The sequence below is a fragment of the Candidatus Pseudothioglobus sp. Uisw_016 genome (assembly GCF_048087635.1).
GTDB lineage: Bacteria > Pseudomonadota > Gammaproteobacteria > PS1 > Pseudothioglobaceae > Pseudothioglobus.
Genome location: NZ_CP159806.1, coordinates 642,670 through 668,265 on the forward strand (window position 1 = coordinate 642,670; position 25,596 = coordinate 668,265).

At 37.4% G+C, this 25,596-nt stretch carries 28 protein-coding genes; 17 read left to right on the forward strand and 11 right to left on the reverse strand.

Annotated elements, in window-relative coordinates:
* Window positions 1-137 precede the first annotated feature (137 nt).
* A complete protein-coding gene (locus ABXT69_RS03210; protein ID WP_416679139.1) occupies window positions 138-1,502 on the forward strand; it encodes an MATE family efflux transporter in 1,365 nt (454 codons plus the stop codon).
* Between the two features lie 110 nt (window positions 1,503-1,612).
* Window positions 1,613-2,386, forward strand: coding sequence for a surface-adhesin E family protein (locus ABXT69_RS03215; protein WP_416679141.1), 774 nt, complete (start codon window positions 1,613-1,615; stop codon window positions 2,384-2,386).
* Between the two features lie 64 nt (window positions 2,387-2,450).
* Here the strand turns inward: ABXT69_RS03215 and ABXT69_RS03220 are convergent, their stop codons facing one another.
* Window positions 2,451-2,996: a hypothetical protein gene (locus ABXT69_RS03220; RefSeq protein WP_416679143.1), complete on the reverse strand. Its 546-nt coding sequence runs from the start codon at window positions 2,994-2,996 to the stop codon at window positions 2,451-2,453.
* 215 nt (window positions 2,997-3,211) lie between these two features.
* Here ABXT69_RS03220 and ABXT69_RS03225 point away from each other — a divergent pair, with 215 nt between their 5' ends.
* Window positions 3,212-3,442: a peptidase gene (locus ABXT69_RS03225; RefSeq protein WP_416679533.1), complete on the forward strand. Its 231-nt coding sequence runs from the start codon at window positions 3,212-3,214 to the stop codon at window positions 3,440-3,442.
* A gap of 62 nt (window positions 3,443-3,504) precedes the next feature.
* Here ABXT69_RS03225 and ABXT69_RS03230 read toward each other — a convergent pair whose 3' ends face one another.
* Window positions 3,505-4,512 (reverse strand): NADP-dependent oxidoreductase, encoded by a 1,008-nt coding sequence (locus ABXT69_RS03230; protein WP_416679145.1) that lies wholly within the window; start codon window positions 4,510-4,512, stop codon window positions 3,505-3,507.
* A gap of 109 nt (window positions 4,513-4,621) precedes the next feature.
* On the opposite strand from ABXT69_RS03230, the gene ABXT69_RS03235 reads away from it, so the two are divergent.
* Window positions 4,622-4,927: a winged helix-turn-helix transcriptional regulator gene (locus ABXT69_RS03235; protein WP_271541207.1), complete on the forward strand. Its 306-nt coding sequence runs from the start codon at window positions 4,622-4,624 to the stop codon at window positions 4,925-4,927.
* Between the two features lie 54 nt (window positions 4,928-4,981).
* Here the strand turns inward: ABXT69_RS03235 and ABXT69_RS03240 are convergent, their stop codons facing one another.
* From ABXT69_RS03240 to ABXT69_RS03260, 5 genes are all read right to left on the reverse strand, one after another.
* A complete protein-coding gene (locus tag ABXT69_RS03240; RefSeq protein ID WP_416679147.1) occupies window positions 4,982-5,800 on the reverse strand; it encodes a glutathione S-transferase family protein in 819 nt (272 codons plus the stop codon).
* Between the two features lie 85 nt (window positions 5,801-5,885).
* Window positions 5,886-6,350, reverse strand: coding sequence for a DUF2798 domain-containing protein (locus ABXT69_RS03245; protein WP_416679150.1), 465 nt, complete (start codon window positions 6,348-6,350; stop codon window positions 5,886-5,888).
* A 92-nt stretch (window positions 6,351-6,442) separates the two neighbouring features.
* A complete protein-coding gene (locus ABXT69_RS03250) occupies window positions 6,443-6,808 on the reverse strand; it encodes a DoxX family protein (protein ID WP_416679152.1) in 366 nt (121 codons plus the stop codon).
* 68 nt (window positions 6,809-6,876) lie between these two features.
* Complete coding sequence (locus tag ABXT69_RS03255) at window positions 6,877-7,140, reverse strand: hypothetical protein (protein WP_416653111.1); 264 nt, start codon at window positions 7,138-7,140, stop codon at window positions 6,877-6,879.
* Between the two features lie 54 nt (window positions 7,141-7,194).
* Window positions 7,195-7,344, reverse strand: coding sequence for a hypothetical protein (locus ABXT69_RS03260; protein WP_416653570.1), 150 nt, complete (start codon window positions 7,342-7,344; stop codon window positions 7,195-7,197).
* A gap of 194 nt (window positions 7,345-7,538) precedes the next feature.
* Between ABXT69_RS03260 and ABXT69_RS03265 the strand changes: the two genes are divergently transcribed.
* The 10 genes from ABXT69_RS03265 (at window position 7,539) to ABXT69_RS03310 (ending at window position 16,967) form a co-directional block, all read left to right on the forward strand.
* Window positions 7,539-8,435, forward strand: a complete 897-nt coding sequence (locus ABXT69_RS03265) for a LysR family transcriptional regulator (RefSeq protein WP_416679154.1) — start codon at window positions 7,539-7,541, stop codon at window positions 8,433-8,435.
* A gap of 34 nt (window positions 8,436-8,469) precedes the next feature.
* Window positions 8,470-8,613, forward strand: a complete 144-nt coding sequence (locus ABXT69_RS03270; RefSeq protein ID WP_416679157.1) for a hypothetical protein — start codon at window positions 8,470-8,472, stop codon at window positions 8,611-8,613.
* Window positions 8,600-9,484: a DMT family transporter gene (locus tag ABXT69_RS03275; RefSeq protein WP_416679158.1), complete on the forward strand. Its 885-nt coding sequence runs from the start codon at window positions 8,600-8,602 to the stop codon at window positions 9,482-9,484. The genes ABXT69_RS03270 and ABXT69_RS03275 overlap by 14 nt, the downstream gene beginning before the upstream one ends.
* A 52-nt stretch (window positions 9,485-9,536) precedes the next feature.
* Window positions 9,537-10,130 carry a CIA30 family protein gene (locus ABXT69_RS03280; RefSeq protein ID WP_416679160.1) on the forward strand — a complete coding sequence of 198 codons (594 nt, stop codon included), beginning with the start codon at window positions 9,537-9,539 and terminating at the stop codon, window positions 10,128-10,130.
* 154 nt (window positions 10,131-10,284) lie between these two features.
* Entirely contained in the window at window positions 10,285-10,878 is a 594-nt protein-coding gene (locus tag ABXT69_RS03285) for a class I SAM-dependent methyltransferase (protein ID WP_416679161.1), read from the forward strand.
* A gap of 252 nt (window positions 10,879-11,130) precedes the next feature.
* Window positions 11,131-11,475, forward strand: a complete 345-nt coding sequence (locus ABXT69_RS03290) for a P-II family nitrogen regulator (RefSeq protein ID WP_416653118.1) — start codon at window positions 11,131-11,133, stop codon at window positions 11,473-11,475.
* A 12-nt stretch (window positions 11,476-11,487) separates the two neighbouring features.
* A complete protein-coding gene (locus ABXT69_RS03295) occupies window positions 11,488-12,702 on the forward strand; it encodes an ammonium transporter (protein WP_416679163.1) in 1,215 nt (404 codons plus the stop codon).
* Window positions 12,703-12,821: 119 nt separating this feature from the next.
* Window positions 12,822-13,811: a N(2)-acetyl-L-2,4-diaminobutanoate deacetylase DoeB gene (gene doeB / locus ABXT69_RS03300; protein WP_416679164.1), complete on the forward strand. Its 990-nt coding sequence runs from the start codon at window positions 12,822-12,824 to the stop codon at window positions 13,809-13,811.
* Between the two features lie 57 nt (window positions 13,812-13,868).
* Window positions 13,869-14,897, forward strand: a complete 1,029-nt coding sequence (locus tag ABXT69_RS03305) for a threonine aldolase family protein (RefSeq protein ID WP_416679166.1) — start codon at window positions 13,869-13,871, stop codon at window positions 14,895-14,897.
* A 225-nt stretch (window positions 14,898-15,122) separates the two neighbouring features.
* Window positions 15,123-16,967 (forward strand): SurA N-terminal domain-containing protein, encoded by a 1,845-nt coding sequence (locus ABXT69_RS03310; RefSeq protein WP_416679168.1) that lies wholly within the window; start codon window positions 15,123-15,125, stop codon window positions 16,965-16,967.
* Between the two features lie 28 nt (window positions 16,968-16,995).
* On the opposite strand, the gene ABXT69_RS03315 is transcribed toward ABXT69_RS03310, so the two are convergent.
* Complete coding sequence (locus ABXT69_RS03315) at window positions 16,996-17,781, reverse strand: enoyl-ACP reductase FabI (RefSeq protein WP_416679170.1); 786 nt, start codon at window positions 17,779-17,781, stop codon at window positions 16,996-16,998.
* A 138-nt stretch (window positions 17,782-17,919) separates the two neighbouring features.
* Between ABXT69_RS03315 and lspA the strand changes: the two genes are divergently transcribed.
* From lspA to recJ, 3 genes are all read left to right on the forward strand, one after another.
* A complete protein-coding gene (gene lspA / locus ABXT69_RS03320; protein WP_416679172.1) occupies window positions 17,920-18,381 on the forward strand; it encodes a signal peptidase II in 462 nt (153 codons plus the stop codon).
* 70 nt (window positions 18,382-18,451) lie between these two features.
* Complete coding sequence (locus ABXT69_RS03325; RefSeq protein ID WP_416679173.1) at window positions 18,452-19,012, forward strand: DUF1566 domain-containing protein; 561 nt, start codon at window positions 18,452-18,454, stop codon at window positions 19,010-19,012.
* Window positions 19,002-20,696 (forward strand): single-stranded-DNA-specific exonuclease RecJ, encoded by a 1,695-nt coding sequence (recJ, locus tag ABXT69_RS03330; RefSeq protein WP_416679175.1) that lies wholly within the window; start codon window positions 19,002-19,004, stop codon window positions 20,694-20,696. The genes ABXT69_RS03325 and recJ overlap by 11 nt, the downstream gene beginning before the upstream one ends.
* On the opposite strand, the gene ABXT69_RS03335 is transcribed toward recJ, so the two are convergent.
* From ABXT69_RS03335 to ABXT69_RS03345, 3 genes are read right to left on the reverse strand one after another with little or no spacing between them, the layout of a single operon-like run.
* Window positions 20,697-22,670, reverse strand: coding sequence for a thermonuclease family protein (locus tag ABXT69_RS03335; protein WP_416679176.1), 1,974 nt, complete (start codon window positions 22,668-22,670; stop codon window positions 20,697-20,699).
* A 60-nt stretch (window positions 22,671-22,730) separates the two neighbouring features.
* Window positions 22,731-23,882, reverse strand: coding sequence for a DUF1501 domain-containing protein (locus ABXT69_RS03340; protein ID WP_416679177.1), 1,152 nt, complete (start codon window positions 23,880-23,882; stop codon window positions 22,731-22,733).
* The gene (locus tag ABXT69_RS03345; protein WP_416679178.1) at window positions 23,875-25,362 is read right to left on the reverse strand and encodes a DUF1800 family protein; all 1,488 of its coding nucleotides are present in this window, start codon (window positions 25,360-25,362) and stop codon (window positions 23,875-23,877) included. Before ABXT69_RS03345 ends, ABXT69_RS03340 begins: the two co-directional genes overlap by 8 nt.
* Between the last annotated feature and the right edge of the window lie 234 nt (window positions 25,363-25,596).

The following is a 25,596-nucleotide window of genomic DNA, read 5'->3' on the forward strand; positions in this document are numbered from 1 at the left end:
ATTATAGTATATATAAGATTAGGTTATGTTTTATTATGAGGGCCTATTCTACTATTTTTAAATAAATTACAAGATCTCATCACTTGGAGTAAATTGTGTGAAAATGGCATTCATTTAAAACACAGATTTGAGTTCAGATGAATGTTGATCTAAGCAAATATAATGACGCTCTTAATGGTGAGATTTTCCCTACGTTCGTTAGGTATCTGATTCCCTCTGTTCTCGGCTTAATTGCCATGACATCTTCCTCATTGGTGGATGGCATTTTTATTGGAAACTATGTGGGTATTACTGCTCTAGCTGCAGTTAATCTTATTATTCCAATAATTACTCTCCTATTCGGCGTTAGTATGATGATGTCGATTGGAGGCTCAGTTCGAGGTGGAAAGTATCTTGGTGAGGGAAATAAGACAGCTGCATCTTCAATTTTCAGTAAGTCGCTAATTTTTATGACTCTCTATGGTATTGCATCCATTACTCTGACCCTAGTATTTGAAGAGCAGATATTTTCGGGTCTCGGTGCTACTAAAGAACTATTCCCAGTGATGAGTGAGTATTACCGCATCATCATGCCATTTGTCATTTTCCAGTTGATTATTATTCCTCTGTATTTCTTTATCCGTTTGGATGGCTTACCTAACCTTGCGGCCATTGCGCTCGGAGTTGGTGCAGTAGTTAATATAGCACTCGACTATTTATTTATTGCAGTTTATGATTGGGGATTAACTGGCGCAGCGTGGGCAACAGGCATATCCGAAGTTCTATCGCTATTAGTTATTCTGTTTTATTTTTTCATGCCAGAAAGGACCTTAAGTTTTAGTTTTCGACAGAACAACTGGATGGAAGTATTCCAGGCGGCATACAACGGAATTTCTGAATTTATTAATGAGGTATCAGGCGCTATTATTGCCTTTATTTTTAACTGGATGCTGATTCAGCGCGCTGGAGTTGACGGCGTTGCCGCGATTACTGTTGTAAACTATATGTTGATGACAGGCTTTATGATGTTCTTTGCCATCGAGGACACAAGTCAGGTCATGATTTCTCAAAATTATGGAGCTCAAAATGCACAGCGCACTCGAGCCTTTCTTAAAACTGCTTGCGTTATAGTTGCCTTATTAAGTGTATTTTTTATAACTGTATTGGTAACAGCAAGCGAGCCTTTGATTTATCTATTTGTTAATGAGAAGGATAGCGAGCAGACTGTGGCATTGGCTTTAGAATTTGTAACTTATGTTTGGCCAATTTTTATTTTTGCTGGCTTTAATATGATGATAACTGGCTACTTAACGGCTATTCATCTTCCTTTTCAGTCTGCGCTTCTAGCGATGAGTCGGGGATTGATTCTTCCAACTGGTCTATTAATACTTTTTTATAGCTTACTATCCGATTTCCGTTTTATTGCCGCTCTTTCAATCGCAGAAGGTGTTGCTTTTATCCTTGCTATAGCTCTATTCCTTCGATACAGTCCTCAAAAAGCTATCTCAGCTGCCAGAGGTTAAGTATTTGAAAAGAGTTTAGACTTTGTTCAGACTTATCTAAGTAGTCATCTTTATCTAAATAACTCCTAATCTTCATCTATCATTTATATGTTCCATTTAGAATAATCACTATGAAAAATAGACTACTCTTATTATTGTCTTCTCTAATACTCTCATTCAGCGCTTATGGTGAGTGGACAACTGTACTGCCAGGTAATAATTCCTCTTTATATATCGACTTTGAAACACTGGAAGAGCGAGAAGGCTTCATTTATTGGCTTTATATGGATTCATGGACTGATGGGAGTGCCAAATCTAATGCTCAGGGTGATTGTAATTTAAAGGGGTTTAAAGTTAATAAACGAGTTAATTTTTCAATGCCTATGGGAGAGGGTGAAGGTATTGAAAATAATATGGTTAGTTCTTGGGAATACTATGAGCCAAACACTGGTTATGAAATCTTATTAAATTTCATATGTCAAATGTCAAAGCTAAATCCTGAAGAACAAGCAATTCGTATTGAGGCATTAACAAAAAGAAATGAAGAGTTTGAAAGACAAAGGAACGGGCTTAATAAAGATTCTGAAGTAGAACAAAGCTCATCTCGAATGAGTACTTTAAAGTCACCCTACATTAAGAGTGTTGAAGCAAATATTAAGGCGTTTTGGCGCTATGAAGGGGCTGAAGACAGTTGGAGTTGTGATGTGCTAATTAATCAAGCTGAGAATGGCGCTGTAGAGAGCGTAAAAATTCTAGGGTGTGCTTTACCTGAAATGTCAAAAAACAATGCACAAGAATTTGGGGCGTCCATCAGAAGAGCAGTCTTCAAATCATCGCCTCTTCCACTTCCTCTAGATGAGGCAGCATTTGATAGAGAGATTGTATTTAAATTTAATGTTAAATAATCTTTAAAACTCTTATTCTCCAAAGTGAAAATAAACTCCTCATTCGTTTGTCTGAACTGGTTTATTAAGTTAGTTTAGGCTTGGTTAGGAAAGTTTTTAAGGCAAGTATTATTCCAACAAGGATGATCAACCAAGTCAGGCCTGACATTGTCAATTTAAATATGTTAAGTCCAGAGCCCAATGAAACCAAAGTTTCAGATATTGCGCCTGAAATTGAATAAGTTTTTAACATCAATAATTCAAGAAAATTCTCAGACCAATCGGCGATCATACCAAGGACAGTAGGAGCTACTAATAATAGACGCTTGCTTTTAAAGAAATACACAATCCAAGAGCCAAACATCGCAGTAGAAATAACGGCAAAAATTACGTCCCAAAACTTAAGGAATTGGCTATAGCAAAAAAGTTGAGCCTGGTCCCTTGCCTGAAAAAAACCTTGAACCATCTCTATATTATAATTAGCAAGACCAAGTGATTTTATCCCAATATCTATGCTGAAGCAGCTACTTAGAGGCACCCAAACAAATGATATGTACAAGATAAATACTAAAGTAAATCCTATAGCAAAATATAGATTTTTGTGATTCTTTGGATTAATTATTTTGTTCATATTCTTATCCATTAATGAGTTCAGTTAATGTTAATGCCTAATCTAACTTAAGGAAAATATACACTATTACGATCTCAAATTTTTAATTTTTAGACACTAGTAGAGGACATTAATCTGAGTAATCAACAATAACTTATTTCTCAAAAATTAAACTAAATTTTAAATCTAGTCCAAGTTGGCATATAATCCTATTTTTTCTAGGAAAGACTTGAGTGATGCGATTTGCTAAATATGAACAACAGTTGAAGTGGTTAGCATTATTCCTAGGCATCCTCAGTACAATTGCAATTATCAATGACCTGTATCCCTACACAATGTTTATTGGACTTCCTTTTTGCTTAATCTGGGTTTACTGTGCTTGGCTTCATTCTGAAAAACAACTGAAATGGATTAATATAATCTTTACTGGGCTTTATACATACGGCATAGCTAATTATTATTTCTAGCATTGACAAATTTCCCCCTAGCTATAAGTTAGAGGGAAATTCGATTATAACTGGGCTTAAACTTATTCTACTATCTTCACAATAACTTTCCCTTTGGCACGGCCTGTCGATAGATACTCAAGCGCTTGGATGCTACTCTTAAAATCATACGTTTTGTCTATCACTGGCTTGATTGAGCCAGACTCATATAATTTTGCTATCTTTTTCAGCTGAGCGCCACTCGATGACATGAATAGAAACCGATACATTGCGTTCATTTTTGCAGCCGCCTTGGTAACTTTTCTAGCTTGGAAAGCTAAAATTAAACGTACAAACTTGTTTAGGCCAAACTGTTTTGCAGTAATGCTATCAAGAGCTCCTGATATAGATACTACCCGACCACCATCTTTTAAAACTTTAAATGCGTTAAGTGTGTGTTCGCCTCCCAAAGTATCAAACACAACATCAAACTTAGCACCTTCATCAAGATAGCTTTGTTTTGTGTAATCGATAACTTTATCTGCGCCTAAATCCTTCACCAATTTAACATTTTTAGTGCTTGTGGTAGAGGTCACATTTGCCCCTAGATGTTTTGCAAGTTGAATGGCAATAGTGCCAACTCCTCCAGATCCAGCGTGTATTAAAATACTTTCTCCAGAAGATAGTTTTGCCACATCTACAAGCGCCTGATATGAGGTAAGACCAGCCAAAGGTATACTAGCAGATTCATCAAAGCTAAGATTTGAAGGAATGAGGGCGGCATCGTTGTCATTTGAAATCACATACTCTGCCATAGTTCCAACAAAGTCCTCTGCTATTCTTGAATATACTTTATCTCCAGCTTTGAAGTTTTTTACATTTTTCCCGACTTTTTCAACAATGCCGCTGACATCTCTTCCAATGCCCTTAGGAAATTGTATCTTTCCCATAGCCTTAAAGTCACCTCTAAGAATCTTATAATCAATCGGATTAAAGCTTGCAGAATGAGTTTTAATAAGTATTTGATTTTTACCAAAATTAGGAATAGGTACTTCTTGCACTTTTAAGCTTGTACCTGCATCGCCATATTTTGTCATCATTAGTGATTTCATTTTTTATACCCTTATGTGTTGAATAAATTGTAAGATAGGTATTTTAGTGGTATATTGCAAATATACAAGTACACATATTTTTAATACTACTATATAAAATCATACTTATATGAGTAAAAATATAAATAATGAATCTCCTACAACCGTTGCTATCAAGTTAATTGGCGGCAAATGGAAGCTTTGTATTCTATGGCATTTATCACAAAAAAAAATGCGTTTTGGTGAACTTCAAAGATCAATTGGGGGTATTACTCAGCAAATGCTTTCTAAGCAATTGAAGGAGATGGCAGAAGACAATCTTGTTAATCGTAAGGTTTATGAGGTTATCCCTCCAAAAGTAGAGTACTCATTAACCTCTTATGGAAAGTCAGGTATTCCAGTACTTACAAATCTTTGTGAATGGGCGAATAAGTAATCCTTCTAAAAAAGTCTAGCAGGCTCTTTTCCAGCGATAATAGGCAGTTCAACTTTATTTTCCATGGGAGTCTAGGATTTTTTGACGGTTATGTGGTTTGTTTAAATCAATCTCAGGACCATGTGGGACTACTCCAAATTTGTTTATAGATTCATGACTTCCATAGTAATGTTTTTTTATTTGCTCCATGTTTACAGTTGATGCTATTCCTGGCTGCTGATAAAGGTCTCTTAAATAATTTGAAAGACAAGGATAATCGACAATTCTACGAACATTACACTTAAAGTGCCCAACATAGACTGGATCAAATCTAATCAGTGTTGTAAACAACCTCCAATCAGCCTCTGTTATTGCATCTCCAGTTAAATAACGTTTTGACTCTAAATTACCCTCTAACCAATCTAAAGTTTCAAAAAGTGGGGTGATTGCTCTGTCATAAGCCTTTTGAGTTGTTGCAAAGCCACAACGATAAACACCATTGTTAACATCCTTGTAGACTCTTTCATTAATTACATCAATTTCTTCACGCAATTTTTCTGGGTAATAATCTTGCTTATTTCCTGTAATATCATCAAAAGAAGAGTTCATCATTCTAATAATCTCTGAGGACTCATTATTAACGATTGTGTGATTTTTTTTATCCCATAATACTGGAACAGTAACTAAACGATTAAAATTTTTATCCGCTTTTTGGTATAGCTCATATAAATATTTAAACCCATATAGATGGTCTTCTGTAGAGCCAGGATATTCACCAAAGACCCAGCTTTCTACTGGCATCAATGGGTGAACAATGGATAATGAAATAAGTGACTCTAGTCCCTTTAGTAATCCAATTTCTAAAGTTAGAGTCTGTTCGAATAAACTCACCATCTTTTACTTTCAACTTAACATTTTTCATAGTGTCTCTATAAAGTTTTTAATATAAATAATAACTTGGTTTGCTGCTTCAATTTTTTTAGCTGCGCATAATTTTTTGAATACGTGGTTTAATAATGGTTGCCATAATAAGTCCTACAGTCAAGCCCAGTGGCAGGGTTGCGGTAAAGGCAGACGTCCAAGCACTGAAGTAGACTGTTATATCAGCAGTTCCGACGTTAATTAAGGTGGTCATAGTTACCATGACCGATTCCATCACAAGGGCCATCATGACACCAATTACCAAATTAGTTTGCAACTTGGATAGATTCGGCAAAAGGCTGGTAACTAATTTTTCGAACAGAGTCATCATAATGATACCAACGGGTGCCATCACTAGCATAGATAGGGCAAAACTATTTAACCATGCTAAGGCGAAACTATCACTCAAGCCAATATTCATGTAGGTCATTACCCCTGTTAGTGGACCGCCAATAAACGTCATCATTGTTGCGATGATTGCTACTTTCTTCCATATTGGCGTTTTATTTGCACTTGTATTCATAGTAAATCCTTAGATATTTAACGACTTATTTGATAAAAGGTTTAGATCTAAAAGCCTTCCTTAAACTAAAGGAAGGCTAATAAAAAAACTAATTAACTCTTTGCAAAATCGCCTAACTGATCTCTATAAAAATAAAGAATATAGGCAGCTAAAACCCCAAGTATGACAGGTGCAAATGCTCCAGGCATGCTTAACGCAATGTGAGTAATAAAACCTCCAATCATGGTGCATACAAGAAGTGCCGCTCCAAAAACTTGTTTGTTTGGAAGCCATATCAATACAACTGCAGTAACTTCGATTAAACCTGTTACATACCTGAACCATTGACCCCACCCGATCATCTCATACATACCAACCATTTGCGCATCACCCATAATTTTAAACGCGCCTGCACTTAAAAAGGCCAGCGACAAAAGAATTTTTACAAGCGGTATTAAATATTTATTTACTTTATTCATAATTTACTCCTATGATTTATAGAAAAAACTCTCTAAAAAGAGAGCCGTGTTATTTTTGATTAGTGCCTTTATTCAACCAGTGATGTGATTTTTAACGAAGCGTGATTAACGCCAGCATTCTTTCTACTTTCAATCATATTAGGCTCTTTTAATTGCTTATCCTCGATTGAATTCATTTCGACAACTGTATATACATTACTTTCGTTGCCCTTTTCATGACCGTAGGCTAAAACTTTAACGTTATTTTTTTGTCTCGTAGCCTCATTAGATTCGAATGCTTTCTTCCATATCTCGTAACCCTTAGTCACTTCAAAGTTTGATATTACTTTCATATATCCCCTAATTTTTTATTAATAGCCCTCAAAAGAGGGCTACGCTATATTTACTTACTTTGAGTCACCAAACATCGCCTCTTTGTCAGCATCAGTTTTTGCCTCATATTGCTCTGGCGTTAGCTCATGCCAACCAATACAATCTCCAGTTGGTGATCTACCGCATCCACACGTACCATTTTCTTTTTTAACGTTATCCATCATTTTTTCCTTTAATGTTATAAAAACCAGATTGTGATTATCAGTTCTGGCGGACTAACTAAAGAAGAAGCCTGCGCGCATAAATAGCGTCTAATCGTGTCAAATCTTTATTTACTTATTATTTATTGTTTCTAATAAATAAACAATATAGTAAAATATTAAAACAATGTTTTTATATGTAAACAATAAAATAGGCTATGGATTTAAATAAACTACTAATTTTTGCAAGAATAGTGGAGCATAAAAGCTTCACTAAAGCTGCGCATCATCTAGGTATGGATAAATCCACTATCAGCACAAAACTCTCACAGTTAGAAAGCCATCTAGGTGTTCGGTTATTAAATAGAAGCACTCGAACGATTACACTGACTGAGTCTGGTGCAAAATACTATGAATATTGTAAGCAGGTAGTTGAAATAGCAGAGGAGGCTGATAGATTTTCATCGTCTTTGGGGGTTGAGGTGTCAGGTACTCTTCGAATTTCAGCTACAAATACTTTTTCTCAAACATTAATCGAGTCAGCAATAAAACCATTTATGGATACACACTCAAAGATTAGTGTTGAATTAGTTATTGAAAATCGAACCACTGACTTTTATAAAGATAACATTGATGTAGCATTGAGATTGGCAATTGGACCTTTACAAGACTCATCTTTAATTGCAATAAAAATTTTTACTGGAGATATTGGACTTTATTGCTCCCCATCCTTTATAAAAGAGAATGGAATAATTCATAATTTTGATCAAATTGATCACGCAAATATGCTTGATCTTAATGTGCCTGGAAGACCTAAAATAACAGTGTCTAAGAGTGGTATTTCACACACAATTCCAAATAAAAATAATCGGTTTAAAGTAAACGATGGACAAGTTATTAAGGAGGCTGCTATTGCCGGTATTGGTATTTGTTTTTTACCAAAAAATAGCGCATCTAACGCAGTAAAAAATAAAGAACTTGTGGAGATTTTTTCAGACTGGAAAATTGAGCCAGTCTCGGTTTATGCAGTCTATGCAAGTAGAGAGTGGATGCCTGAAAAGCTTCGAGTATTTTTAAAATATTTAAAAGAACTTGATCAAAATTTATTGAAATAATTAGCTCTCATTAAACCAATTATTTCAATAAATTATGAAAAAAACACTCCTACTTCTACTCTCACTATTCTATCTTAATTCTCCTGCAGTTTTTGCATACCATTTTGCAAATTTCCAAGTTGTAGATATAAGACTTGGGGAGAGTTTGCTAGAATTTGGAGTTAATGATGCGCCTTAACAGCAATATGAAAGGCGCCGCTCTGATGACAGCTTGTGTATCTGCATATGTTATTAATGATGCTTTTATGAAACTTCTATTTTCTGAGATTGCTTTATTTCAGGCAGTATTTCTTCGAAGTATAATTACTGTTCCACCAATTTTGATCATGGTGTGGATCACTAAAGTGGCGATACGCAATCTTTCAAAACAGGATAAGCGTCTCATATTGGTGCGTGTGGGTGCTGAGATTTTTACAACAATCACTTTCCTGACAGCCCTCAAGCATATGCCGTTAGCCAATGTCACCGCAATCTTACAGGCTTTACCACTTGCTATAACAATGGCTGCCGCACTTTTCCTTGCAGAACCTATTGGGTGGCGACGCTGGAGTGCCATACTTGTTGGCTTTGTTGGTGTTCTAATTGTTGTCCGGCCCGGTCTGGAAGGTTTTAATATTTATTCGCTTTCAGCTTTTATGGCGATTATTTTTCTTACTATAAGAGAAATTTCCACCCGTAAACTAAAAAGCGAAGTCCCGACCATCACCGTGGTTCTATCAACGGCTGTTGGCAGTACCTTGTTTGCTGGAATTATGATGGTTGGTTCAGAGTGGGATACTGTTAGCGCAGTGTCATGGTTGCTCATTCTTGGTTCGGCTGTTGCCATTTTGATCGCTACTTTATTGAGTGTCATGGCTATGCGAATTGGTGACATTGGCTTCGTTTCTCCTTTTCGGTATACCTCTATGCTTGGAGCGATTGGGTTGGGTATTTTGATGTTTGGCGATTGGCCTGACCAACCGACTTTAGTTGGAACCCTTATTATAGTCAGTACAGGCATTTATACTTTTCATCGAGAACAAAAGGTTAGTAGAAAAGCAACTATCTAATCAACTCCTAATCTTCATCAAGTCTTTATATCCATTGTTTATAATTATTACTATGAAAAAACTACTACTCCTAATGTTGTTAACTTTTACAATGATAGCCTCTGCTAATGAGGAGGTCCTTAGCTTTCCATTCACTCCAGACAACGTAAACGACTGGAAATATTTTAGTGACCAAGTAATGGGAGGAGTCTCCGAGGGTCAGGTCTCACTTGAGCAAGATGGAGACAAGGTTTTTATAAGACTCTCTGGGAATGTTCGCACTGATAATAATGGTGGCTTTATTCAATTACGTACCACAACATCACTGTCAAATAAACCATTGATGTTCAAACTACTTCATAATTCAAATAAAGAAGGAAAAAAACTTAAAGGCATCCGTCTAAAAGTTAAAGGTAATGGAGAAAAATATCATATTTTTATTCAGACGACTATCTTTTATAGGCTTCCTACTAGCTATAAAATTGCTACATTTGATACAAGCCCAAACTGGGAAACAGTTGAAATACCTTTTAATAAATTTAAGAAGCTCAAGGGTAATATAGACTCAAACATAAATGCTAAAGATATAAAGACCTTTGGTATAGTCGCTTATGGGCGTGATTTCACATCTGATTTATCAGTTTCATCAATTGAGTTTTATTATTAATTCATCCTACGTAATTAGAGGGTGGATGACCTTAAAGCTTCGCGTGTTTTTAAAAATACTTAAAATAGCTTTATAAAAGTTTATTGCAATAGTTAGCTCCCAATATTGTAATTTTTTTTATATATAATAAAATTTTCAATTACTAAATAGACTAATGAAAACTTTTCTACATGTTGGCTGTGGTCGTTCAAATAAGTCAAGTGCTCAAGGCTTTAATAATGATAATTGGAAAGAAATTAGATTTGATATAGATAAAAATGTAAATCCTGATATAGAGGGAACATTGTTAGATATGAGCCAAGTTGAAACTGGTAGTATTGATGCAATTTATTCGTGTCATAATATTGAACATGTCTATCCTCATGAGGTTCCAATTGTTTTAAAAGAATTTCTAAGAGTTTTAAATGATGATGGTTTTGTTGTTATTTTATGTCCTGATCTTATAAGTACTTGTGAGGCAGTTGTTCAAGATAAACTTTATGATCCTCTATATGACTCTCAAGCTGGTCCAATTGCACCAATAGATATTTTGTATGGTTTGAGAGGAGATCTTCAAAAAGGGAATCATTATATGGCTCACAAGTGTGGGTTTACTTACTCTACTTTGTTAAATTTCTTTATGGCTGCAGATTTTAAGAAATGGATAGGTGGATCTAGACCAAAACACTATGAACTATGTTTAATTGCTTGTAAAAGTGAAAAAACAAATGAAGAGTTAAATACCTTAGCATCTCAATTTCTACCCTAACTAAGGCTCAATATAAATTATGTCCACGTTTTGAGGCATAAAAAAAAATATCTCGTAATTAAAATGTTATAATATTTACAGTTAATAACCAATGCTGGTTGTTAAGCAAGAACAATGACGTTTATTTGGGTTTATTCCTAGGTAAGCGTTTTTTTTTCGTCAGCTTAAAGTTGAGTTGAACTGGTATAGAAGCCCACTTTCTTTTTTTTAAGGAAGTGGGCTTTTTTTGATTTTATTATATGGAGTATTAATATGAAAATGGTAACAGCGATTATTCAGCCAAAGCGATTAAGTGACGTAAGAGAAGCTCTTTCTGAGATAGAAGTAACTGGAATTACTGCAACTGAAGTTAAAGGTTTTGGTAGACAAAAAGGGCACACTGAGCTCTACCGTGGGGCAGAGTTTGTGGTTGAATTTTTACCCAAAGTAAAACTAGAGATTGCCATCACTGATGAGCAGCTCGAGCAGGTCATTGAGACCATCATTAAAGCATGCAAGATCAATGGTGGGAAGATTGGCGATGGTAAAATTTTTGTATCAAGTTTAGAGCAGGTCATCCGTATCCGTACGGGCGAAACTGGTCCTGAAGCGGTATAGGGGGAGGTAGCTATGGAAAATCAAATATTAGAATTACAATATGCTATAGATACTTTTTATTTTTTAGTAATGGGTGCTCTAGTCATGTGGATGGCTGCGGGTTTCTCAATGCTTGAGGCTGGCCTGGTAAGAAGTAAAAATACAGCAGAGATCTTAACTAAGAATATTGGTTTATTTGCTATTGCATGTTCGATGTACATGGTTTATGGCTATGACGTAATGTATGGAGGTGGCGCATTCTTATCAGGGATTAGCGGGCAAGGTGAGTCCTACTCAAACGCAGCAGATTTTTACTTTCAAGTGGTTTTTGTTGCAACCTCAATGTCAATCGTCTCTGGGGCAGTTGCAGAGAGAATGAAGTTGTTTAGTTTTTTTGCATTTGCTGTAATATTTACAACAATCATCTATCCATTAGAAGGTTCATGGACATGGGGTGGAGCAAGCGTTTTCGGTCTATATTCATTAAGTGACTTTGGATTTTACGACTTTGCCGGCTCTGGAATTGTACATATGGCAGGCGCTTCAGCAGCACTTGCAGGCGCTCTATTGCTTGGGGCGAGAAAAGGTAAGTATGACAAAGATGGAAAATCAATGCCAATTTTAGGTGCAAATCTACCTTTAGCAACTCTTGGAACATTTATTTTATGGATGGGTTGGTTTGGCTTTAATGGTGGCTCGGTATTAGCAATGGCTAGTAAAGAGAGTGCAGATGCAGTTGCAATGGTATTTGTTAATACTAATGCAGCAGCAGCTGGTGGAGTAATTGCAGCGCTTCTTTTTGCGAAATTGTGGTTTGGAAAAGCAGACTTAACTATGACGTTAAATGGAGCCTTGGCAGGTCTTGTAGCAATTACTGCTGGTCCAGATACGCCAAGCGTATTAGTGGCAACTCTAATTGGTGCTGTTGGTGGAATTCTAGTAGTTCTTTCAATAGTTTGGTTAGATCGCAAGCTGAGAATTGATGATCCAGTTGGTGCAATATCGGTCCATGGAGTTGTTGGTTTATGGGGTCTTTTGGCTGTACCACTAACAAATAGTGATGTTACATTTACTGGACAGTTAGTTGGTGCTGGTACTATTTTTGTCTGGGTATTTGTAGCTTCTGGAGTGGTTTGGTTTGCCCTTAAAACTGTTATGGGAATTCGAGTAACTGAAGAAGATGAAGATGAGGGCGCCGATATTTCTGAGTGCGGCTTAGAGGCGTATCCAGAATTTGTAACTAAGTAGGAGAGTTTTAAAAACTTGCCAGTGGATTTTTTGTTCACTGGCAAACCTTCACGCAAGATTGATAATATTAAAGCGCTCTAGTACAATGACGCTATATTATTTTTACATCTTAATTAGACATGAAAGATAGTCCAATAAGTTCAACCGTTGACTTTGAAAAAGATGGCGTTCAGCATGGCTTTCTAAAGCTTCCGCATTCGCATGACGATTCTGCTTGGGGATCAATTGTAATACCTATAACGGTGGCAAAAAATGGTCAGGGTCCAACCATTCTTTTTACTGGCGCAAATCATGGCGATGAATACGAAGGGCCAATAGCTCTGTTTGATTTGGCGAGTCAAATCAAAGCTGAAGATATTTCTGGGCGCGTCATTATTGTTCCTGGAATGAACTATCCTGCTTTTCAAGCAGGTAAGAGGACATCCCCAATTGATGGCGGTAATATGAACCGAGTTTTTCCTGGAGATCCTGAGGGTACTTTTACTGAGAAAATTGCGGACTACTTTAACCGTACTCTTCTTCCACTTGCTGATTTTGTACTAGATTTTCATTCTGGCGGAAAGACGCTTGATTTTTTGCCTTTTTGTTGTGCTCATGTATTAGAGGACAAAGAGCAGCAGGCTAAATGCATCGCAGCTATGAAGGCTTTTAATGCACCACACTCAGTAATGCTTTTAGAGATAGATGCGGTTAATATGTACGACACTGCAGCTGAAAATATGGGTAAAGTTTTTATTAGTACCGAACTGGCTGGTGGCGGAACAACATCTGCCTATACTGTCGGTATTGCTAAAAAAGGAATCCGAAATATTCTTCGTCATGCAGGCATTACTAAAGGCGAGATGGAAGTCGATGAAACGCTGAATTTAGATATGCCCGACGAGCGTTGTTATGTTTTTAGTGAAACAACGGGACTGGTCGAGCACTGCGTTGATCTTGGTGATAAAGTAAAAAACGGTCAGCTTGTTGCTAAAGTCCATAATATAGAGCGAACAGGAACAGAACCTGTTGAGTATTTTGCTGGAATTGATGGTATATATACGGGCCGTCATTTTCCAGGACATGTTGTTAATGGAGATTTTCTTGGCATTGTTGCAGTGCCTGTCTAGAGTTTATTCATCTCAAGCGATAAATTTTTTTATGAATTACACTTTAAGGAGTTTTGAATGAATGCATTATTTGCATCCGATAACGTAACTAGTGCTTGCCCTGAGGTCATGGACGCTGTAATTGCTGCTAATTCAGGAATTGCTGGATCTTATGGCGATGATGAATGGTCTTTGGCATTAAAAAATAGATTGTCAGAGATTTTTGAAACTGAGGTAGAGGTTTTTCTTGCGGTGACCGGAACCGCCTCAAATGCTTTAGCGCTCTCAGCTCTTGCGCCAGTTTTTGGAAAAATTTATTGCCATGAGCTATCTCATATTAATACGGATGAGTGCGGCGCGCCTGAACTTTTTACGGGCGGCGCTAAATTAATTCCTATGCGAAGTAGTAATGGAAGAATTGATGCTGTTGATCTCGCTGAAACTATAAGAGGGTCTGGCAATGTCCACGTTACGCAGCCATCGGTGGTTAGCGTTACCATGTCCTGTGAAACCGGCACTTTATATCAGCTGGATGAAATAAAAGCTATCTCTAAAATAGCCCATGACAATAAAATGAGTGTTCATATGGATGGTGCTCGATTTGCAAATGCTCTTGTCTCTCTTGATGCAAGCCCTGCAGAGATGACCTGGAAATCTGGAGTGGATGTTCTTACATTGGGCGGCACAAAAAATGGCTGCCTCGCTGCTGAAGCGGTTGTATTTTTTAAGCCCGAGATGGTTGGTAATTTTCCATTTCTTCATAAGAGGTCAGGTCAGCTACTTTCAAAGATGCGTTTTATCTCGTCACAGCTTGAGGCTTACTTAACGGATGATGTATGGCTAAGAAATGCGCGCCATGCGAACGCCATGGCAAAAATTCTGAGTGAGGGTTTGAATTCATTTGCAAATATTAAGCTGGCATATCCAACACAATCCAATGAGGTTTTTGTTCATCTTCCGCGTGATGTTATAGATTATTTAAATAGTTCTGGTTACGATATTAACGAAGAGGAGCTTGATGGTAAGGCGGTTCGGTTTGTAACTGCGTGGAATTCTGAGCTGAAAGATATTAATGATCTTTTAGATACTTTGGCTCAAAAATACTGAAATTGATAAAGGATTAAATCTTTTATAGATAAAGAGCCTAGCCTTGTATAATGCATCTGAACAAGTTTAGTGAGATGGGTAATATTGTAAGATCCTCCTAGCTAGTAAATTAATAATTAAGGGTTAACTATTAACTCTTTAAAGGGAACTCAATTTTTATTTTTGAGTTTAAGTTTAAATTTTTGATGGCGCCAAGCCTCAACACAATTGGTAGATAAAATAATTATGTTAACTGCAATACGAAATAAATCAAAAGGTTGGGTCGCCTATGTTGTTGTAGGTCTAATAATAGTTCCATTTGCCTTATTTGGTATTAATGATTATGTAAGTAGTTCTGCAAGAACGTCGATCGCAACAGTTAATGGTGAAGATGTAGATATAAACATTTACTACCAAGAGTTAAACACACAGCAAAGAAATTTACAACAGCAGCTTGGTGCTGCATATTCGCAAGAGATTGATACTGCTCTTAAGCAGACACTAATTGATTCAATGATTAATGAAAAACTCATTGAGAATTTTGCGAACAATTTAGGTATTGTGACTTTAGATGATGAGGTTCGCTCTGTTATTGAGATGAACCAAGCATTTATTGTTGATGGTAAGTTTTCTGAAGACCGTTATAGTCAGCTTTTAAGGCTGAATAGTTATTCACCAGCTGGCTATGAGATTGCTCAATCAAAGGCACTAACGCGTGATCAAATTAAGCGTAATCTGAGTGGTTCTGCTTTTATATCTTCAACTCAAATTAAGCAGCTTGATGATCTTGCATCTCAGGAGAGAGAGGTTTCATATATAGCCCTTAATACTTCAGATTTTGAGAGTCAGGTTTCTGTTTCAAAAAGTGAAATTTCAGACTATTTTAATGAGAATAGAACAAGCTTTATAGAAGGCCGAAAAGTAAAGGTTGATTTTGTGGAGCTTTCATTAGGTGATATGGAAGAGCCTGAAACTCCAGATGAAGAGACTCTCCAAACTCTTTATGATGATAATAGTGAACTTTATACTAATCCAGAGAGAAGGCGTACTCAGCATATATTAGTGGAAAGTGAAGATCTTGCGAATGACTTACTTGATCAAATTAATCAGGGTGCTAATTTTGATAAACTGGCAGTTGCTAATTCGGAAGATACCTCTTCTAATGAGAAGGGTGGCGATCTTGGATTTAATGAGAGAGGCCTCATTGGCGCAGAGTTTGATGAAGCTGCATTCTCTATGAATATAGGTGATGTTAGTGATGTTGTTTCTACAGATTATGGCTACTTTCATATAATAAAACTTACTGATATTGAGGCGGAAACAGTTCAGTCTTTTGAAGCTGTTAGAGATCAGTTAGTTGCTCTTAATAAGAACAATGTTAACAAAAAAATGTTGCTTGATTTATTAGAGGAGTTTACTAGCTTAGCTTACGAGGAGTCTCTTGATATGGTTGCTGATCAGTTTGGATTGGAACTTAAGACAAGTGACTATTTTGCAAATGGAAGTCAGGATTATGATGATGCATTTGTATCTGCTGCGTTTAGTGGGGGAGTTATTGATGAAGGTGAAAACTCAGAATTGATTGAGCTTAGCGCTGAAAAGTTTGTTGTTCTTGCTCTTTCATCTATTCAGCCAGAGCGCGAAAAAGAATTAGATGAGGTTGAGGATCAGGTTGCATCGATTTTAAATAACATTGCTGCAAAAAAATTGATTGAAAATTTATCACTTGCAATTGCTACTGCATTAGTGAGTGGTGACGAGTTGATGACTAATAAGCTATTAACTGATAATGGGCTAGAGTGGAATAACGAAGGCTGGATTTCAAGAGCTAAAGAGCTGCCTTTTAACGTTACAAGTTTCGCTTTTTCAACACCTAAACCTATTGATTCAGAGCACACTTATAGTGCTCGAAACGTTGATAATTTAACTTCTTTAGTTATTGACGTAAGTGGTGTTAGGCTTCCAGAGGAAGTTTTAGATAGTGGAGTTGCAGAACTTTACCTTAGTCAAGAAAACAGTGAAATGTTTGTATCTTTGATTAAGCAGCTAAGAGAGAGTGCTGAGATAAGAATATTTTCTGATCTTCTTTAAATTATCTCTATCAATTAAAGCTTGATTCTTAAAGGTCAGGCCCTTTTTCGTAAAAGTTGTAACCTGCGTCAACATAGGTGACTTCACCTGTGATTCCAGATGCTAAGTCTGAACATAAAAATGCAGCAGCATTTCCAACCTCTTGAATACTTACATTTCTTTTAAGGGCAGAGCTTTCAGCCGCGTGATCAAGCAGCTTACCAAAACCTTTAATGCCGCTTGCAGCAAGCGTTTTTATCGCGCCAGCAGATACTGCATTAACTCGAATGCCTTTCTCACCGCCCAAGGCAGCAGCCATGTACCTAACGTTAGCTTCAAGTGATGCCTTTGCAACGCCCATGACGTTATAGTTTGGAATTGCCCTAAGAGCACCTAAATAGCTAAGTGTTAATAACGCGCCATTTTCATTAAGCATTGGGAGGGCGGCTTTTGCAATAGCCGTAAAACTGTATGATGAGATTTCATGAGCCTTAAGGAAGCCTTCACGCGTTGTCACTTCAACATAATTACCATCTAGCTCAGCTCTATCTGCAAACGCAACTGAGTGAACGATGATGTCAAAATTAGCCCAAGACTTCTTTAGCTCAGCAAAGGTCTCATTAATTTGTTCATCACTAGAGACGTCACAGGGAATGACAATTGAGGAGTTACAGATCTCAGCGCATTTTTCGACGCGACTTTTGAGTTTGTCAGTTTGATAGGTAAAGGCAACTTCGCAGCCATTTGCCACCATAGATTCAGCAATACCCCATGCAATTGAGCGATTAGATGCAACGCCAATGATTAGTGCTTTTTTACCCGTTAAAAACCCCATAAAATCTCCGCAATATTTATAATACAATTACTGATAAATTATAAACACATTGATTACAGTGGTGATGTTTACTTAGCCATTGCTGGTCAAGATTTAAAGTAAACTTTTTAATAAATCTATTTTTTTATGCTAACTCTAATGAAGCACAAACTTTACTACCTCTTATTTCTAGTATTGGTATCGCTTGATCAGATTTCAAAACAAATTTTCATGTCCTCTTATGATTTAGGGCAGTCAGTTGCTGTTAACTCATATCTTAGCTGGACGTATCTTCAAAATACAGGCGCCGCTTTCAGTATTATGGCTGATGGCGGGTTTATCCAAAAAACCTTTCTGCTGTCGGTATCTGTTTTAGTTTCTATTTGGGTCATTTTTTGGATCCAAAGAACCTCATCTCTTTATCTGCAAAAATTATTTGGTCAGTTCCTTTTGCTATCTGGTGCTGTTGGAAACCTAATTGATAGAGCCCAGTTCGGTTTTGTTGTTGACTTTATTGATGTGCATGTGAATGGCTTCTACTGGCCGGTCTTTAATTTAGCGGATAGCTTTATTTTCCTGGGCGTTATGCTTCTTTTGTTTGAGAGGAAATCAACTGCTTAGGGGGATTATCTTTGGGTAATGATCTTAACTGGTAGAATATTAACTTACGTTTTATGCAAACTACTTTTTCATGAAGACAGGCCTCCTACTTTCATTACTTTTGCTCACCAGCATTTCTGTAAGTGCAGAACTTCAGAAGATGTCTGATGAAGGAGAAACCTTAAAGTCTGACAGCTCAGAGTGGTCATGCGTGCTGGATGATAAAAACTCCCTAGTCTGGGAAGTTAAAAGTGCAGACGAGGGATTGCAATACGCACTTAATTCCTACACTTGGTTTGATGGACAGAGTGGAAGAGATAGCGGAACATTTACTAAGAATTGTTATTGGGGTAAAAACTGCAATACAAAATCTTTTATCGAGGATATTAATAAGCGTGAGCTTTGTAGCTTTACTGATTGGCGCCTGCCAACCAGAAGTGAATTAAACTCGATCGTTGATTATTATGGCGATAGCGATGCGCTCATAAATACTGATTTTTTCCCAAACACTCAAATAGATACTTACTGGACCTCAACCACGTTAAAAGACAATCCATCGCTTGCTTATGAGATCCCCTTCTTTTTTGGCGGCTCAACAGCTCGAGATAAAACGATCGATACTTTTGTAAGACTTGTAAGAAGTGCTGACTAGAGAGCTTGATAACGAACTGTTTGAGTCGTATTCTGACGACATACCGCTAATTCTTAAGAGGGTCTATGCAGCTAGGTCTGTCTCTGAGTCACAGCTTTCAATGGCGCTTCCAGGACTCCTTAAGCCGAGCTTTGATCAGTTAAATATTGCGCTCGACCTTCTTGAGAAATGCATTCTTGAAGACCGCCGTATTCTCATCGTTGGAGACTTTGATGCCGACGGCGCAACAGCAAGCGCCGTTGCAATTAAGGCTCTGCGCTTAATGGGAGCAAAGCATGTTGACTTTTTAGTTCCAAATCGCTTTAAGCATGGATACGGTTTAAGCCCAGAGATTGTTCAGGAGGCAAAGACGGACAAAGACCCAAATCTAATTATTACTGTTGACAACGGCATATCCAGTAATGAGGGCGCGGCGCTTGCAAGATCATTTGACATTGATGTCATCATTACCGATCACCACCTTCCCCCTAAAGTTCTTCCTGAGGCCAACTCAATAATTAACCCAAATTTAAGGGGCTGCGACTTCCCTTCTAAAAACTTAGCAGGTGTTGGCGTTTGTTTTTATTTGTTTTCAGCGCTTAAGACTCACCTGGTTGCTAAGGGTTATTTTGAAGCGCACAACATCCAAATTCCAGACCTTCGTGAGCTTCTTGATCTTGTTGCTCTTGGAACGGTTGCAGACGTCGTAAAACTTGATCAAAATAATCGAATTCTAGTTAATGAGGGAATTAAACGCATTCGCCAAAAACTCTGCTCAAAAGGCATTCTAGCGATACTTGAGCTGACCAAGCGTCCTATTGATACGCTGCAAGCATCCGACCTCGGATTTACGGTTGCTCCTCGCATTAATGCAGCAGGGCGCTTAAGCGACATATCACAGGGAATCCGATGCCTCTTATCAGAGGATATGAATGATGCCAGAAGGTACGCTCAAACGCTCGAGGAGTTCAATGTAAAAAGGCGTGAGGAACAGACCCGAATGCAGGATGAGGCGCTAGCCATAGTTGAGGGGCAGACCATCGATGAGAGTCAGTTTGCAATCGTTCTCTATGAAGAGACATGGCATGAAGGAATTGTCGGCATCGTTGCTGGGAAGCTCAAGGAAACGTATCAGTGCCCGTGCGCAGTCTTTGCAAAATCAGGCAGCGTACTAAAGGGCTCTATCCGCTCAATACCTGACGTACACATTAAAGATTTGCTTGATCTGGTTGATCGCGATAATCCAGGACTGATTGATAAGTTTGGAGGCCACGCGATGGCCGCCGGTTTGGCGCTTTCGCCAGAGAGCTTTGAAAGCTTTAGTGAGGCCTTTTCTGAGGCGATCAAAAAACATCTTGAGGGCAAGAAACCAATCATTGAGCTGATGACCGACGGAGAGCTTGAGGCTTCTGAGATAACCCTTAAGAACGCAGAGCTGCTTCGAAGCGCTTCTCCCTGGGGTCAGGGCTTTGAAGAGCCCATTTTTTATGGCGATTTTGAGCTTGTGGAGCAAAGGATTGTTGGTGAAAAACACCTCAAGTGCAATTTAAAGTTGCTTGGAGCAAGTTCAGTTTTGGAAGGGATTGCATTCTTTCAAGAAAAGCTTAATTCTAAGAAGGTTAGGGTTGCTTATAAGCTTAATGTGAACTCATTTAGAGGGAATGAATCCTTGCAGCTGATGATTGAGTCAATTGAAAGCTCTTAACTAAAACTTACAGCTATTTTGTTTAGCCTTAGGGAGGGAGCTACAATAAAGAAATTCAGCATTCTGACTCCCTTTTTCGTGCGCTTTTTTTAGCCATTTTTTTGCCTGATTTTTATCCTGCTTTATACCTATACCATTCAAATAAAGCCCCCCCAGTTTTTCCATGGCTTGTAACCATCCTATTGATGCAGATTGCTTCAGATAGTCTATTGATTTTTTTTCATCTCCCATTAGACTATATAGTTCACTTAAGAGATAGGTTGATTTAGTGTTATTACTTCCCTCAGGATCCAAAACTAAAGAGCGTTCAAGCCAAAAGAGTGCCTTTTCTGGGTCTTGATTAAAGAGTTGTTGGCCTGCTTGTACTGCAGTAAGTGCGCTGCAATAGTATGGTTTCCAGAAGCCATACTCTTCAGAAGCATATCCCATTTCTACGAGTTCATCACCTAAGTCTTTACCATCAACAATAAGATGAGCAATAATTTTGGTGTTGGTTTTTCTGAAGTTGACTAGTGTAATACTCGATGCATTTTCAAGTTTTTTAGAAACGTAATCCCTTACTTTTATTCCCAACTCTAGCTGCTTAGGGCAGGACTTTGTTGCATCTGGCGCATCAATATCACGTAAGTTAACTTTAATATCGTTTCCTGCTAATTCATGAGGTTCTGCAATATTAACTATGAACTTATCACCATGCGTCACCTCTATAACTTTAGAGACTGTTGGATCAGAATCAGATGTTTCTATTTTTTTTGTCTCTACTGTTTTTGACTCTACCGTTTTCGTCTCTACTTTTATTACATCTCCCTTCTTGCCTGTTAAATAAAAATGAATCTGTAAGTTGTTATACTGCCCACTTAGCTTTTTCTTATTGAGATTTCCATCGAACTCAACTAATTTGTCTTCACAACCACTACAAGGGTGAAAATAAAAAATAGCTTTAATGTCTCCATTTTGATCAATTCGACCCTCAAAACTAGCATAACTTGGCTTCACAATACCCTGGCTATCTCGAGTGATAGTGACTATGCCGTTATTGATCTCCAATGATCCACCTCCAAGCTGAGTCATAGGAGACTGAACAAGCGTAAATGAATAATAGCCATCCAAAGCATCTGAAGATTTAATATTTTTAAATAGTTCAGACTTTTCAGATTTAAATTTATCTTCCTTTTCTTCTTTAATGACAGATTCTTCTTTTTCTTTAACAGCCTTCTTCTTGACCTCTTTCTGTTTAAGAATGCCATCTTTACAACCAAAAATAGATAAAACTCCTCCAGCCCAATCCTCAACATCAATAAAGAATTTAGCATTAGTCATTTTGTTATCGTTAAATTTTGCTGTAGTCGATCTTTGATGTTTAGTGAGAGTTGGGTATAAAGGATTAATAGGGACTTCACCTTTTTTTACCGAGTTATTAAAGAAGGCCATTTTCCCAACAAAGTGTCCATCTGCTGTGAGCTTAATGTTCATCTCGTCTTTAAGATAGCTTGGATCAGTTGATAGTCCAGCCATCCTCCAAGATGCATTAACAAAATCAACATTGGCATCTTTTATGTTAACAAAGCCATTAGCCATCGACCAATTTTCAATTACCCCCAATTCTGATTTGTCATAGCCAATCTTATTTATTACAAATTTGCAGTTAGTGTCCTGAATGTGTGTTGCTAGTTTGTGTTTACTGAAATCGTAATCCAGTTTAGAGACGATTCTATTAAGTAATTCCTCTTTAGTATTGGCAGAGAACACTACATCATAGATTTCTATTTTTGACCCTTTAACTGATGAGCTAGTATTTGATGAAGTTTCAGCTGTTGAGTTATTATTGTTTGAGCTACCACCCCCACACTTATAAACAAAGTATGTTCCATCGTCAGAAACAGATTTGATTGGGTCACTTCCATCAGGACATGATCCTGCAAAACTTTGCACTGAGAACAATATTAGAGATAAGAGTAGGTATATTTTTTTCATATAATTCTTAAATTATTTTGCTTATAGCAAATCAATATCACTCCAAAATGTGAGTTAAGTTTATGAAAAGATATAGTCGTAGACTCGAGGTAATTTAGGGGTAAAGAAAACTTTATCCGCAATAATATCATGATCAAGTCCTAGGGCATTTTCGATGCAGGCAGCGCAAACAGAGCGATAATCAATTGTAGACATTAGATCTCTATTATCAAATTGATCACCTTCAGCCAGTCCTGGCCATTCTGAAATAACCCTACTATTAGAAATCAAACCTCCTGCTAAAAGACCAGCAGAGCCATAACCATGATCTGTGCCCCCAGTTCCATTGATTCTGACTGTTCTTCCAAACTCGGTTAAAGTCAGGATAATACTTCTATCCCATGCATCTCCAAGTCCTTCCCTGTACCCTGCAATAATGTCATCAATCAAAGTCATTTGTTTGCCATGATAGCCAGTTTCATTAGCCCCTTGATTTGCATGAGTATCAAATTGCGTAACTTTAATAACTGACGATAATGGACCACCTTCTTGTGCCATGGCTTTTCCAGCAAATTTTGCTAAACTGGCAGGGTCTCTCGGAACGATTGAGTCTTTCTGAGTACTTTTAACACTTACTTTATTGAATACTGAAGACCCTTCCTTTGCATGCGACATAGAAATCATATCAATAAGTTGGGTTGATAATTCGCTAGAACTTTTAACGCTTGCTGGAAAAAAGTTATCTTTTTTATCTGTTCCTCTTAGAATTAATGGCATATCAAGTGAGAGTGATCTTCCAGGAAGTTTTGCAAGATCAAGGGCTCTTCCAAGCCATCCAGTTGTTTGTGAAAATGGACTTAATCCACCACCTTGCATTAAGTTTTGACCTTCAAAGTGTGATCTTAAGATATAAGGGAAGTTAGTTGCATGAACGATTGCGGCATTATTTTTTGCCATCAGTCCACCAAAGTATTGAAACGAAGGGTGAAGTCCAAATAAAGAATTTAGTTTTAGATAGTTGTCAGGTATGAGGTTCTTTCTCATTTTAGAGAAATTTGGATCACCAATGGGAGGAACAGCAGCCAAGCCATCCATTCCACCTTCAAGCATAATCACAGAAATCGTACCTGGAGGTTTATCTTTAGTAAAGCCAGGAAGAGGGAGGCCTGCAAGAAACAACGAGGCCCCAGATACTTTTAAAAACTGTCTTCTAGTTAAATTTAGTTTAGGCATTTTCTAACCCCATCATTTCAGGACTACACATTAAGGCGATAAACTTTGCTTTTTCATTCGTGCCAACTCTTGCTACTAGCTTTCGAGTTGATTCATTTGCATCAATTCGATCCATAATTTTTTCAGATTTAAATTTTGGTTTTCCAGCACTATAGATGGCATCTGAAAATCGAATCCGGCGCTCAAACATTTCACCAGATAGCCATTCATTTTTATCACTTGAGTAACCATCAGGCTGTCTTTCATGCCAAAAACCTTGACCAAGCTCTTCAAAAATTTCACGAACTCTCATTAAATTGTTATCGTAAGAATTTAGTTGACCCCAGCCCTGAAAAAATCTTGCATCACTGAGCCTTACAACTTGGAATAGCCAGGTCATTGGCCATTGAAACTTAGGGTCTTTTGACATAACTGCTCGTTCAATCACTGCCGAATGAATCTTATCCAAGTTACCATTACTATTTCTCCAGGCATTTGCAATAAAGTCAACATCAGATTGGCTTGGGTCATCACTCACAAAGTGCTGTGCCAATTTAAATGAGATATGCTTAATTGTGTGTTCATGAGCCGCCAGAAAATCAGTTAATTTTATAAGTCCACCTTTACCCGCAGGTATCACTTTCCCTAAAACTTTCTTTGTACCTGGCTCAGCATGGTTTTGTTTAAAAAAGTCCCAAGAGTTTATTGTTCCACCCATTTTTAGAAGTTTCTGATGTCTCTGTTGGGTCGAAAATAATTCATTTTCATCTGATATTCTTCCTGGCCAAATACCCCATCCAGCTAAAACATTAGCCGCACCTCTAATGTCAGTTTCAGTATATTTAATAGACGGTGACACTGTGTGGAGCTCCAGTAGCTCTCTACCTAAGTTATCATTCAGGCCTGCCTGAAAACCATCTTTTTTTGCCCATATTGCGGTTTGAGAATTTTCTCCACAGCTCCAACAATTATCGAGATAAGAAAGCATTGCTGGATGCGTTGTGACTTTATAAAGCATTTTAGAAAAATTACCATTCAGATTTGCTAGAATAGCCTCTTCCATAAGGTGGCCAATATGGTTTTGATTGTCCCAAATATTTCCTGTTGTAAAGTGATTCGTCCAAAAAGAAGTAAATCGAAGCTTTACTTGATCTTCTCCAAAAATATTTCTGTGAGAAAATTTTAATTCATCTGTATTGCGCAACAAATTTTTTTTATTATTATCTTCTTTTGCGGCTTGAGAGGAATAGCCAGCAAGATTCATCTCTTGTCTTTTTCTATTATATTTATATGCACTGTATCGATTGTCTCGAGTAAGTAGGTCGGGCTGTAGGCGATCTGGCCACTCTTGAATTTTTTTGGCTCCAGTAGTGCTTGCACCTAGAGCAGGAGACTTAGCCTTTAGTTGGCTTATTGCCCAGGATTTTATGTCATCAGGCAGTGGACTATCAGGTCTAAACATAAGGCCTAATTTTTGAGCTATTCTAAATTGTTCGTTCATAGAATTAATTGTATATCAATTTAAACTATAAAATATAACAACAAAATAATTTAATTCATCTTGAAACATTATTTTTGCAAGTAATCTAATAAAGAATCCGTGCCACTCAAGACATCTTTGAACAGCTCTAAAACCTTTGCATCGTTTGATTCTTTAAAATATATATTATGGCAGTTTTGGTTCTTAGATTTCTTAATATCGTTGGACTCACTAGTAACAAAACTTAGCTCATTA